We start from the raw sequence: 12,946 nt of genomic DNA on the forward strand, positions 1-12,946 counted from the left end.
ATGGTCTTTCGGGGATAATGCCGCCATATGCGGGCGATCGGGTACATCGTGGCGTGGTGCGGGGCCACCGCCCTCGCCGTCGGAGTGGCCTGGTTCGGCGTGAGCGGCGTCCTGCGGACCGCCCTCGGCGAAGGAGAACCGCTGACGCCGCTGGTGGTCGCGGCCCCGAACCTGGTCTCGGGAGCCCAGCGCGACCTTCCCCCCGCGCCGGTGGACGAGCCGCCGCCCACCCCGGCCGCCGTGCCCTCTTCCGCCGCCCCTGCGGCGACCCCGGCTCCCCGGCCCAGGAGGAAGCCCGCCGCGAGCAACCGCCCGACGCCCACGCGCACGACCAGCACCCCGGCGCGGGACCCGGTCCCGGCCCCCGCGCCTTCACCGGTCACGGAGGAGAGGCTGCACACCTTCACCCTCAAGGGCGGCCGGGCGACGGTGGCCGTGGGCGAGACCGACTGCCGGATCGTGTCGGCCACACCGGCGGAGGGCTGGGAGCTCAAGACGTGGACGGAGCCGTACTGGCTGCGGATCACGTTCCTCAAGGACAACCAGGAGTCGTCGGCCTTCTGCACGTGGAACGCACTGCCACCGAGGCTAGACACCTACGAGAGGTAGCGGCGGCGCGTAGCGATGAAGGGTTTCCTTCTCCATAGAAAAAGGGCGGCAGGGCCGCCCTTTTCAGCTGGAAGCGCTACTTGAGCGACTTCTGATACCTCTGCAACTCCTTCAGGTGCTTCTGACCCGATTCGGTGATCGCGTTGGCCATCTGGATTCCCGGCCCGTACTCGCCGCCGGCCGCCTCCTCCTCGGCCAGGGCCAGCGCCCCCTTCTGGTGCTTGATCATCAACGCCACGAAACGCTCGTCGAAGGCCGCCCCCGCCGACCCGGCCAGGTCGGCCATCTCCTTGTCCGAGATCAGCCCCGGCATCGGCTTCCCGCGCTCCAGCGGTTCCACCGCCCACTCCGACAACCAGCTCTTCAACGTCGCCACCTCGGGCTCGCGAGCCGCACGGATCTCGGCGGCGAAGTCGCGCACCCACTGGTCACCGGCGGCGGTCGCGGCGAGCCCGGTCAGGTCGTAGGCCTGGAGGTTGTGGGTGATCAACGTCGCGGCGAAGGTCTTGTCCGTCTCGTTGGGCCCGGCGTCGGCGACGACCGCGGGCTCCTCGGTGGCCGTCGGCTCCTCGGCAGCCTCGGTCGCCGGTGGCTCCTGGGTCTCCTGCGACGCCGTCACGGTGGGGATGGCGGCCGCGGAGGAGGAAGCGGCCGGGGAAGGCGTGGCGTCGGTGCCGCTCTCGGCGGAGCACCCGGAGATCAGGGCCATGGCCGCGACGGCGGGCAGGGCGATCCGGCGGAAGGTCGTCATGGGGCGAGACCCTACCGAAACCCACATAAGGGAGTGTTCAGCCAAAGGGCGAAGAGCCACAGACCGGCCAAATCATGCCTCTCACCGCACTCTCCTAACTCTTTCGGTCAAACCATGGTGCGCTTCCGGAGCACGTGTTCTAACCTGCGATCATGCGCAAGTGGGCAGAAAATCGATGAAAGGTTTCATCCACTTGAAACCTCTGTTGACACGCACGAAACAGTGATACGTTCTTGGGAGCGCTCCCAAGCCGCCGCGTAACACACTTCGGGCCTGAGGAGACCGGATGGCCGATCTTCCCACCCTCGCAGAGGTAGCCGCCGCTGCTGGCGTCTCCCCGGCAACCGCTTCCCGAGTCCTGACGGGCTCGGTCAGAGTGACAACAAGCACCAGGCGACAGGTCCACGACGCCATGTCGCGCCTGGGGTACGTCCGCCGGCGAGCCCCCCGGGGTTCCACCGCGCGCCGTACGGACCAGATCGTCGCCGCAGTGGTCTGTGAGCAGACGCCTCGGTTGTTCACCGAGCCGTACTACGCACGACTGCTGTCGGCCGCCGAAGAGGTCTTCGCCGGCCACGGGGTACCCCTCGTGGTCATGACGGCCACTCCGGCGACCGCCGCGATCGCCGCTCCGCCACTGGTGGCGGGGGCTGTCGACGGGGTGCTGCTGATCGGGGCGCGGGCCCGCCACCCGCTCGCCGTGACGCTCGCCGCCTCGGGGATCCCGGTGCGCAGCGCCGGGCGTCCACCGGACGGCGTGGACCTCCCCTACGTCGACATGGACAACCGCGACGGTGGCCGCCAGGCCGCCGAGCACCTGCTGCTGGGCAACCGGCGGGTGATCGCCACGATCGCGGGGCCGCCGACTCTCCCGGCGGCCAGAGACCGGCTCGACGGGTTCCGGGAGACCCTCCGCGACGCGGGGGTCACCGACATGCCCGTCGCGTACGGCGACTTCACCCACGCCTCGGGCGCGCACGCCATGCAATGGCTGCTGCAACGCGCGCCCAGGCTGGACGCGGTGTTCGCCGCGTCCGACGTGATGGCGGCCGGCGCGATCCAGGCGCTGCGGCGGGCCGGGCGCAAGGTGCCCGACGACGTCGCGGTGGTCGGGTTCGACGACGCCCCCATCGCCCGGCACACCTCGCCGACGCTCACCACGGTCCGCCAGCCCGTAGAGGAACAGGCGGCCCTGGCCGCCCGGATGCTCCTCATGGCGCTCGCCGAAGGCGACGCGCCCAAGGGGAACCCCGTCCTGCCCACGGAACTGATCGTCCGTGAATCGACCTGAGCTGGCCGAAGGCGATGTCCTGACCCGTCGCTATCTGCTCCAGGAGCGGATAGCGACGGGCGGCATGTCGGTCATCTGGAAGGCGTTCGACCAGTCTCTCCAGCGGACCGTCGCCATCAAGCTGCTCGACTCGTCCCTCGACGGCGACAATCCCGGCCGGGAACTCATCCGCCGGGAGGCCAGGGCGACGGCCCGGCTGATCCACCCCGACGCCATCGAGGTCTACGACTACGGCGAGACGGTGACCCCCCGGGGACGCCTGGCCGCCTACGTCGTCATGCGCCTCCTGGAGGGCCGGTCCCTGGCCGACCGCCTGGCCGAGGGCCCGCTCCCCTGGGAGGAGGCCGCCGCCACAGCGGCCCGCCTGGCCCTGGTGCTCGCCGCCGCCCACGAACGCGGCATCGTGCACCGGGACGTGACGCCGGAGAACGTCCTGCTCACCCCCGAGGGCGCCAAGCTCCTCGACTTCGGCATCGCCGCGTTCGCCGGCGAGGCCGACGACGAGCTGGTCAAGGACTTCGGCACGCCGCCCTACGTCGCCCCCGAACGCCTCAGGGAGTTACCCGCCGCACCCGCGGTCGACGTCTACTCCCTGGGCGTGCTCCTGTACGAGATGCTCAAGGGCCGGCCGCCCTATCCCGAGACGACCTGGGAGGGCATCGAACAGGCCCGCCGCGACGGCCCTCCCCCGGTCCCCGACGGCGTGCCCGGCCTCCCCTCCGAGATCGCCGCCCTCTGCCGCCGGTGTCTGTCGCCTGACCCGACAGAACGCCCCAGCGCGCGGGAGGTCGCCGCCGCTCTGATGCCCGGCGAGGCCGAACGCGAGCCCGGCTGGGTGAAGTGGGGCGCGGCCGTCGCTGGGGTGCTGGCACTCGGCATCCTGCTCGTCCAGCAGCCGGGCACCCCGGCCGGCCTGGCCGCCGACATCAGCCTGAGCGTGACCCCCACCAGCCAGGCCACCGCGCGCACCCCCGCCGACCACAGCGTCCCCGTCATGGACCCGGCCCCCGAGACGGCCGAGCCCAGGGCTACCGACGCGGGCTCACCGCCGATCGCGGAAGACGAGCCCGAGCATCCGCCGACGAGCCCGCCGCCCCGGCCGACCCCGCGTCCCGGTTCGACGCTGGGCCCCATCCCGCTGGCCAGCCCCGCCCCCGGCGTCCCGACCGTGAAGGCGGCGGCGGCGGAGTTCGACCGCCTGGTGGCCGAGGGCGACAAGTCGGGCCACATCATCGGCTACGCGGCCGACGACCTGCGGCTGGAACTGCGCAACATGATCGCCAACGACGACGCGAACGCGATCGGCAACCTGCGCAGAAAACTCGACGACCGCCTGAGGGAAGAGGTCCTCACCCCGGCCTTCAAGTCCCGCCTGGAAAGAGCCCTCGACCGCCTGTCCGCGGCCTTCGCCGCGAAGGGCGCCTGAGAGCGACCTTCCTCGGACTGGCTTGCGCCTGGCCCAGGGCGGGGTTCTCGCGCGTGTCCCGGCCCCCTGGGTGACCGCCGGGAACAGGCGGCAGGCGTCTACAAGCGGGGTGACTCTCTGCTTCGAAGCCGGCATTGCGACACCGGAGACCCGATCGTGAGGGGTTGCGCCCTCCAGGCGTTCGGGCAGACTCCATGCGCCTAAAGGCCTGCTGAGAACGGTGTCCCAATGCTGAACGAAGGCCCCGCGCCCACCGCCTCCCACAGCCTGGGCATCCGCCTCACGCATGCCGAGACAGACAAGCCTGTACCTCTGCACCGTGCAACCAAGCGCACAGAACAGGCCTCGCCTCCCGCAGCTTGGGCATCCGCTCACACGACGCCGAGGCAGACAAACCTTCGCCCCTCCACCGTGCGACCAAGCATGCGGAACCGCCGAGGGCCGCGTCGTGGACGCGATCTGAACTCGTCCGCCAGGAGACGGGCCTCCGGCTGCGCGATGCCAAGTTCGTCACCGAACCGATCAGCGCCGACCGCTACCTCCGAGGCCTCGCACAACTTGGACGTCCGTCTCACGGCCCGCGGCGCAGAACAAACGCCTCACCTTCCGCGCCGACCCGAAAGCGCGCAGAAGAGGCGGCAGAGCCCGTCCTCCCCATCCCGTTGCCGTGCTCTCAGAAAGTGTCAGCCCCGCACGAGATGCTCGACCCCCAGGGCGGGCGGGCCATTCCCTCCGCCCCGCGAAAAGCCGCGACAATCGCCGGCCAGTCCATCCGCCGGGCCATGCGCCAAAACCCCGTACCGGCCTTCCGGAGTCCACTCTGTGGAACGCCCGCTGGCGGACCTGCGTCCTGACCCGGCAGAGTAAACCCAGATCGTGCGGGCCCCCGCACGTGTCCGCACGATCCGCGATTCCCTCCGCGCAAAACCCGCGATATCCCGTGGGAGCGCTCCCGTCAATGGGAGCGCTCCCAGAATAAGCATGTGTTTCCTCCCCGTATCGCCTCGGTTGCCGGACCCACCCTTCACCTTCCCGCAAGCCTGCCGAATCTTTCGTACGGATTCTGCGCCTTTCATTGGGTAGCCTGCGGGCCCATGAGCGGATTCAAAAAGTTCCTCCTCCGCGGCAACATCGTGGAGTTGGCGGTCGCCGTGGTCATCGGCGCCGCGTTCGGCGGGCTCGTCCAGGCCGTGGTCGCCGACTTCATCACTCCCCTGGTCAAGGCCATCACCGGCGGCGCGGAGCAGAGCTTCGGCGAGCTCAAGTTCACCGTCAACGGCAGCGACTTCGCCTACGGCCACTTCCTCAACACCCTGTTGAGCTTCCTGATCATCGCGGCGGTCGTCTACTGGCTGGTGGTCACCCCCATGACCCGTTTGATCGCCATGTTCGAGAAGGACAAGGTCGCCACGGAGAAGAAGTGCCCGGAGTGTTTAAGCGACGTACCGATCGAGGCCCGCAGGTGTGCCTTCTGCACGAGCGACCTGACCCCGGCGGCGGCGGAGCGGCCGCCCGCGTAAGGGTTCATACATAAGGGCGGCGTAAAAGTTGTAAGCGGCGTGAAAGGCCGCCGCAAGTGGGCTCTCCTAGTGTCCCGTCTTGTCAAAGACAACTAGGAAGGCACTCTCCCAATGAAGACCGCTCGCCTCATCCTCGTCGCCGGTGCGACCTCCCTTCTCATGGGCGTCGCCGCGTGCAGCGGCGGCACGACCGAGGTCTGCAACGAGGCCATGAAGGCGTTCACCGACTACAGCACCAAGGTCGGCCAGGCCGCCGGGAACCTCGACGGGATCAACAGCGAGACCCAGGCCCTCGCCACCCAGCTGAAGGGCCTGGCCGACAAGGCCGACGGCGACCTGAAGTCGTCGCTCACCAAGATGGCCGACACGTGGGCGACCCTCAAGATCGACCCGGCGAACCCGTCGGCGATCACGGAGTTCGCCACCAAGACCTCCGAGGCGACCCAGGAACTCGCCGTCGCCTGCGGCGGCTGACGCCGGCCACACCGCCGGGCCGCCACGACGGCCCGGCGGGGCACATTCTTTCTTCCGTTACGGCTCCGCCCACCACAACCCCGCCCGCCGCCCGAATGCCTCACCGCCCCCGGCGCCAACCGGCCGCGCAGCCCCACCCCGCAACGCCAAGGGACGAACGCCCGGCCCAGGACCGCGAGAAAACAGGGCGGGACCGCCAAGGCCCCGCAAGGGCGCGTGTCTCCGCGAGGGAACAGGTCAGGCCGCGAAAGATTCAGCGGCGCCTCGAACGCGCCAAGGCCGCCCGAACCGGGAATCGGCCGCCCCAGTCGATAACGCCAACAAAAAGGCCCCAGCCAGGCGCACCGGCAGCAGCTCGTCCAGCAACGAATAAAAGCGGCCCCACCAGCCAAAATTCCGGCAGGCGCATATCCCGGCCAGACGACCGGCCGGCGATTCAACCAGCCGGCGGGTCGTCGGACGCTTCACATAGGTCAACCCGAGATCGCCGTACCCATCAAACCGGTACGGCGATCTCGGTGTTTTCCGGACAGTCAGGCTGGGGATCCAGGCCGGGGTGGCATTCCCTGGTGACCCGTCGACTCGGCGCGACGACGGGAGGGACCGAACCGAATCCACCAGGAGACGGAATGGCGGGGGGACTGCGGGAGCCCGGTTCTGGAGGAACCGTCACCCGGGATACATCGGACGTTTTGTAGGAGAAACCACAGATGTCCTACATGTTTCGGGACGATAGATGCGACTTATGATTTTTGTCAACAGAAGTCTGCCGATGGACGAGATTAATTAGCCTCGCCGGGCCCCATGTGACGTTGCACTGTCCGCGACTGCCAGCGGGAACACGCTCCCACACGGTTCGGGAACGGTCCGACCGGGGATCACAACCCGGGTCTGGGCCCGTTGACCACCCTCATATCCCGTAGTAACAATGTCATCGATCAGCTCAAGGGCGGTGGCAGCCTGCGGGTCGACACAGAGTCACAGAGACGTGATCGGCGCACGCGTCCCTCACCGAAGAGGAGTAAGCGTGAGCGACACGCATGCCCAACAAGACTCCCTCCGCCGCACCCTGGGGCTGAACCGGCGTCAGTTCATGGCGGCGACCACCGGCGTGGCCGCGGCCACGGCGCTGCCGCTCGCCCTGCCCGGAACCGCCCAGGCCGAGGAGGTGCCCGTGGCCGACCCCGCCGCCACGGCGCTGCCCGACGACCGGAGCGCCCTGGTGCCCGCCTCGCAGCGGGGCATCATCCTCTACACCGTCCGCGACGCCATCAGCCGTGACCCGAACGCGAGCCCGCACCCCTCGGGCTTCAAGGAGGTCTTCGCGGCCCTCGCGGCGATCGGCTACAAGCAGATCGAGTTCGCCGGTTACACCCAGCACGCCAACTCCGAGGGCGGCAACAACCTCGAGTCGGTCGCCGGCGCGACGTTACTGCGGTCGTGGCTCGACGCCAACGGCCTGCGCGCGCAGGGCAACCACGGCTTCATCCCCGGCTCCTGGCCGCTCAGCACCGCCGACCTCGACCGGTGGAAGCGCACGCTGGAGATCGCCAACATCCTCGGCATGCAGCACGTCGGCACGGGCAACGACCCGACCGGCAGCAACTTCAAGGCCGACTGGGACGTCGCCATCGAGAAGTGGCACGCCCTGGGCGAGCTGGCGACCGCCGCCGGTCTGAAGCTCTACACCCACAACCACGACGCCGCCTACAACTTCCTGCTCGACAGCGGGCCGCTCGACGCCCTGGGCCGGCCGACCCGTTCGTCCGGCATCCGCAAGCTCGAGTACTTCCTCAGCCAGACCGACAAGCACCTGGTCTTCCTGGAGATGGACCTGTTCTGGGCCCACGTCGCCCAGTACAAGTTCAGCAACTACACCGCCGCCGACGGCACCGTGGTGCAGGACATCTTCGACCCGTTCACCCTGATCCGGGAGAACCAGAAGCGCTACCCGCTGTTCCACATCAAGGACGGCAAGGTCAACCCGGCGATCCCCAACGGCTACGACATGGTCCCGCTGGGCACCGGCAACATCAACTACCGGGAGTTCTTCGAGCGGGTCAAGATCCGCGACAAGCACCACCCGATGTACGAGCAGGACAACGCCCCCAACGGCGCCGACCCGGCGCAGTCTCTCGGGCTCGCCCAGCTGAGCTGGAACAACTGGGCCGACATGCGCGAAGACCGGTACTACGAGTAACCGTTCGCCGTTTTCGCAGCCCCGTTTCTCCACCGGACCGCCGCGCGGATCCGCCGTTGCCCCGGCGGGCACGGCGGTCCGGTCATCAATACTCCTCGTCCAAGGAGAAGTACCTTCCATGCAGCGTACCCGAAGGGCGCTGGGGGTCCTCGTGACCGCCCTGGCGCTTCCGTTAGGCATGCTCGGCGCCCCGGCGCAGGCCGCCGACGACCCCGCCGTCACCTGGTCGAACTACGAGAAGATCACCCTCACCAAGAACGTCGGCGAGCCCGTCGACATGGCCGTGCTCCCGGACCTGCGCGTCCTGCACACGGCCCGGACCGGCGACCTCCGCCTGACCGACCCGTCGACCGGCATCACCAAGATCGTCAACACGATCCCGGTCTACAACAACTCCGAGGACGGTCTGCAGACCGTAGCGCTCGACCCCGACTTCGCGACCAACAAGTGGGTGTACCTCTACTACGCCCCGCGCACGATGACCCCGCCCTACGTCGCGACCACCCCGACGGGTTCGGCGCCGAACACGCTGCCGGCGGGCCAGACCGACGCCTACTGGGACCAGTGGAAGGGCTACAACCAGCTCTCCCGGTTCAAGTGGGACGGCGAGAAGCTCGACCTGTCGACCGAGCAGGTCATCATCAAGGTCGAGACCCAGCGCGGCCAGTGCTGCCACGTCGCCGGTGACATCGACTGGGACGCCGACGGCAACCTCTACCTCGGCACCGGTGACAACACCCCGGCCTCCGCGCCGGGCGCCAACGGCTACGCCCCGAACAACGACGCCCCCGGCGTCAACCCGGGCAACGACACCCGTCGCGGCGCCGGCAACAGCAACGACCTGCGGGGCAAGATCCTGCGCATCAAGGTCCAGGCCGACGGCTCGTACACGATCCCGGCCGGGAACCTGTGGCCGGTCGGCACGGAGAAGACCCGTCCGGAAGTCTTCGTGACCGGCGTGCGCAACCCGTTCCGCCTGGACGTCGACCCGGCGACCGGCACCCTGTCGTGGGCCGACTACGGCCCCGACGCCGGCGCGCCGAACCCCGACCGCGGTCCGATGGGCTACGTCGAGTGGAACACCACCCCGACGAACAAGCCGATCAACGCGGGCTGGCCGTACTGCACGGGCAACAACTTCAACTACAACAACTGGAACTTCGCGACCAACACACCGCGTGAGTTCTTCGACTGCGCCGCCGGCCCGATCAGCGGCTCGCGGCACAACACCGGTATCGCGCAGCTTCCGCCGGCCACCCCGGCCGACCTGTACTACGGCGACAACAACACCCACCAGCCGGCCGAGTGGGCGGGTCTGACGGACTTCGACCCGCAGGGTGGCCAGGGCCCGATGGGCGGCCCGATCTACCACTACGACCCCGCGAACCCGTCCGCCCACAAGTTCCCGCAGTACTGGGACGGCAAGGCGTTCTTCGCCGAGTTCTCGCAGGACTACCTGGCGGCCTTCACGCTGGCCGGCCCGGACGGACCGGTCACCAAGATCGAGCAGTTCTTCCCGAACAAGGCGCTGACCCAGGCCGCCATGCCGATCACCGACAGCCCGATCGACATCGAGTTCGGCCCCGACGGCTCGCTCTACGTCCTGGACTACGGCGACGGCTTCTTCCGCGCCAACCCCGACGCCGGTCTCTACCGGATCGACTACTCGCCGGACAACAAGTCGCCGCAGGCGAAGATCAAGACCGACAAGCGCTCGTCGAGCGGCCCGCCGCTGACCGTGAACTTCGACGCCTCGGGCTCGACCGACACCGAGCCGGGCACGCTCACCTACGAGTGGGACGTGGACGGCGACGGCACCTTCGACAAGACCGGCGTGCAGGTCAGCCACACGTACACCACCAACGGCCTGTACTTCGCCCGGCTGAAGGTCACCGACGCGGGCGGCCGCTCGGCGCTGACCTCGGTCGAGGTCTCCGTCGGCAACACCGCACCCGAGGTCAGCGTCAACACGCCGGGCAACGGCGGCTTCTTCGACTGGGGCCAGGCCATCCCGTTCAACCTCTCGGCCACCGACGCCGAAGACGGCCCGAACGCGGTCTGCTCCCGGATGCAGTGGAACTTCGGCCTCGGCCACGACAACCACGCCCACCCGGAGACCCTGGGCACGGGCTGCACCGGCGCCTGGCCGACCCCGGCCAACGCCCCCGAGCACGGTGAGACCGAGAACATCTTCGGCGTCGTCGTGATCTCCTACCGGGACAACGGGGCCAACGGCCTCCCGCCGGCGCTGGGCGAGGCCAGCATCATCCTCAACCCCAAGCTCCAGCAGGCCGAGCACGCCGACATCATCAACGGCGCGGTCGACACCGACGACCCGAACGCCTCGGGCCTCGGCAAGATCACCTCGCTCGACCCCGGTGACTCGATCGCCTGGGACCCGGTGAACTTCGCCGGCATCAACAGCGTGAAGGTCCGCGCCTCCGGCGCCGGCACCCTGTCGCTGCGCTGGAACTCGGCCACGGCCGCGCCGTTCGCCACCGCCACCATCCCGGCCGGCGCCGGCTGGCAGGAGGTCACCACCTCCCTCGCCAACGCCCCGACCGGCACCGGTCAGCTGTACGTCACCTCCACCGGCGGCGTCGAACTGGACTCGTTCACCTACGTCGGCGGCGGCGTGGCCGACACCACCGCCCCGACCGTGACCGCGACGCCGAACCCGGCGCCGAACGCCAACGGGTGGAACGACGGCAACGTCAGCGTCACCGTCGCGGCGACCGACAACGGCACCGTCTCCAGCCGCCAGTACTCCATCAACGGCGGCCAGACCTGGCAGAACGCCAACAACCCGGTCAACATCACCGCCGAGGGCGTGACCACGTTCCTCTACCGCGCCACCGACTCGGGCGGCAACGTCTCCGCGGTCGGCACGCTCACGGTGCGGATCGACAAGACCAACCCGACCGCCGGCGTCACCGGCGTCACCGCCACCGAGTACGGCACGGCCGACGTCGTCACCCCCGTGGTGACCGGCGCCGACGCCCACTCGGGGATCGACACCATGACCGCCACCATCGACGGCGAGCCGGTCACCCCCGGCCAGCCGTTCGAGTTGTGGAAGTTGTCGCTCGGCGAGCACACGCTCGTCGGCACGGTGAAGGACAAGGCCGGCCGCACCACGACCGCCCAGGTCAAGTTCACGGTGACGACCTCGTACGAGGACCTGGAGACGCTGATCCCCCGGCTCCGCGACGCCGGCAAGATCACCGCCAACGGCGCCACGGCGCTGCTGAACCACCTGCGCGACGCGCAGCACAGCCTCAGCCTGAACAAGCCGTCCGCGGCCAGGTCGGAGCTCAACGGCTTCATCCGCACGCTGTCCCAGCGGGACTACGTCAAGGACGCGGAACTGCGCGCGGCCCTCGAAAGGGACGCCAACCAGCTCCTCTCCGAGATCTAGTCCATAACCCTCAGGAAGAAGGTGGGGAGGCCCCCGTGGCCCCCCGCCTTTTTCCATTTCCGGCACGACGAAAGCGGCGAAAGGAGCGCGCGTCCTTCCGCCGCTTTCGCGGTTTCTACACGTCGAATTCGCCGCCCTTCACCCCGTGGACGAACGCGTCCCATTCAGCCGGGGTGAAGGCGAGGATGGGCCCGGTCGGGTTCTTGGAGTCGCGCAGCGCGATGGCGTGGCCCATCAGCGCCACCTCCACGCACTGGTCTCCCTGGCTGTTGGACTTCTCGGCCTTGCGCCAGGTGGCGGCGGAAACGTCGAGGTCGGTGAACTTCACGAGGTCATCTCCTTCTCTGCGGATTCGAGTACTTCCAACGACCGTTCCGGGCTGAGAGCCGCCGCCCGTAGATGGTCGAAGATGTGGGCGCAGCGCCTGAGCTGGTCGGGCGCCTCCAGGTAGAGTTCGCCGCCCGGGTTCTCGAGCAGCACGACCTCCCCGTCGGCGGGTCCGGCGAAGCTGAGGATGCTGAACGGACTGCCCATGCCGAGATAGGCGCCACCACGCAGAGAGAGCACCTGGATCGTGATGTTCGGGCGGTTGGCCAGTTCGTGCAGGTGACGGAGCTGCTCCGCCATCACCCGCGGGCCGCCGACGCGGCGCCAGACGACTCCCTCGTCGAGCACCACCCACATCGCGAAGTCTCGTTGGTCGAGTTTGCGCTGCCGCTGGAGCCGCAGGGCGACCCGGCGGCCGGTGGCCTTCGGGGTCTCCTCTAGAGCGGCGCTGATGACGGCCCGCGCGTAGTCGGCGGTCTGGAGGAGTCCGGGGATGACCACCGATTCGTAGTTGCGCACCGACACGGCCTCCCATTCGAGCCCCACGTAGGGCCCGGGGAGGACGTCACCGTAGGCGTGCCACCAGCCGCGGTCCCCCGCGTCACGGGCGAGGTCGGTCAGGGCGTCCCGGTGGGCGGGGTCGGCGTCGTACAGTTCGAGCAGGTCACGAAGGGTTCTGGCGCGGGGGCGGGTGAGCCCGGTCTCGATGCGGTAGACGGTGGAGAACGCGACACCGAGGTGGCTCGCGACCTCTTCGCGGCTGTAGCCGGATTCGGTGCGCAGGCGGGTCAGTTCACCGGCGAGGCGGCGTAACCGGATCGTCGGCAGTCGCCCAGTTCCCATTTACGAATTACCCCCCAGCCGATTTACTGGTAATGCCGGTGTCACGAAGTCTGCCACGCCGCGTTAGGGACTCCAGGTAATGCGGAT

Annotated in this window: 10 protein-coding genes; 7 read left to right on the forward strand and 3 right to left on the reverse strand. The window is 69.0% G+C overall.

The annotated features are described in order from the left end of the window. The first annotated feature begins 27 nt into the window (after positions 1 to 27). Positions 28 to 609 carry a hypothetical protein gene (locus GT755_RS21285; protein ID WP_161481421.1) on the forward strand — a complete coding sequence of 194 codons (582 nt, stop codon included), beginning with the start codon at positions 28 to 30 and terminating at the stop codon, positions 607 to 609. Positions 610 to 685: 76 nt separating this feature from the next. On the opposite strand, the gene GT755_RS21290 is transcribed toward GT755_RS21285, so the two are convergent. After that, positions 686 to 1,360, reverse strand: a complete 675-nt coding sequence (locus GT755_RS21290) for a DUF305 domain-containing protein (RefSeq protein WP_161481422.1) — start codon at positions 1,358 to 1,360, stop codon at positions 686 to 688. A gap of 286 nt (positions 1,361 to 1,646) precedes the next feature. Here GT755_RS21290 and GT755_RS21295 point away from each other — a divergent pair, with 286 nt between their 5' ends. The 6 genes from GT755_RS21295 (at position 1,647) to GT755_RS21320 (ending at position 11,689) form a co-directional block, all read left to right on the forward strand. Beyond that, complete coding sequence (locus GT755_RS21295) at positions 1,647 to 2,651, forward strand: LacI family DNA-binding transcriptional regulator (RefSeq protein ID WP_030451054.1); 1,005 nt, start codon at positions 1,647 to 1,649, stop codon at positions 2,649 to 2,651. Continuing rightward, a complete protein-coding gene (locus tag GT755_RS21300) occupies positions 2,638 to 4,077 on the forward strand; it encodes a serine/threonine-protein kinase (protein WP_161481423.1) in 1,440 nt (479 codons plus the stop codon). Before GT755_RS21295 ends, GT755_RS21300 begins: the two co-directional genes overlap by 14 nt. Positions 4,078 to 5,171: 1,094 nt before the next feature. Next, entirely contained in the window at positions 5,172 to 5,597 is a 426-nt protein-coding gene (gene mscL, locus GT755_RS21305; RefSeq protein ID WP_161481424.1) for a large conductance mechanosensitive channel protein MscL, read from the forward strand. 111 nt (positions 5,598 to 5,708) lie between these two features. After that, positions 5,709 to 6,071 carry a hypothetical protein gene (locus GT755_RS21310; RefSeq protein WP_161481425.1) on the forward strand — a complete coding sequence of 121 codons (363 nt, stop codon included), beginning with the start codon at positions 5,709 to 5,711 and terminating at the stop codon, positions 6,069 to 6,071. A 1,027-nt stretch (positions 6,072 to 7,098) separates the two neighbouring features. Beyond that, a complete protein-coding gene (locus tag GT755_RS21315; protein ID WP_202610327.1) occupies positions 7,099 to 8,271 on the forward strand; it encodes a sugar phosphate isomerase/epimerase family protein in 1,173 nt (390 codons plus the stop codon). A 118-nt stretch (positions 8,272 to 8,389) separates the two neighbouring features. Beyond that, positions 8,390 to 11,689: a PQQ-dependent sugar dehydrogenase gene (locus GT755_RS21320; protein WP_161481427.1), complete on the forward strand. Its 3,300-nt coding sequence runs from the start codon at positions 8,390 to 8,392 to the stop codon at positions 11,687 to 11,689. Between the two features lie 115 nt (positions 11,690 to 11,804). On the opposite strand, the gene GT755_RS39810 is transcribed toward GT755_RS21320, so the two are convergent. Further along, on the reverse strand, positions 11,805 to 12,017 hold the full coding sequence (locus GT755_RS39810) for a DUF397 domain-containing protein (protein WP_285589298.1): 213 nt from the start codon (positions 12,015 to 12,017) through the stop codon (positions 11,805 to 11,807). After that, positions 12,014 to 12,859, reverse strand: coding sequence for a helix-turn-helix domain-containing protein (locus GT755_RS39815; RefSeq protein WP_161481428.1), 846 nt, complete (start codon positions 12,857 to 12,859; stop codon positions 12,014 to 12,016). Before GT755_RS39815 ends, GT755_RS39810 begins: the two co-directional genes overlap by 4 nt. Positions 12,860 to 12,946 lie beyond the last annotated feature (87 nt).

Source organism: Herbidospora solisilvae, from assembly GCF_009901565.1.
Classification (GTDB): Bacteria; Actinomycetota; Actinomycetes; order Streptosporangiales; family Streptosporangiaceae; genus Herbidospora; species Herbidospora solisilvae.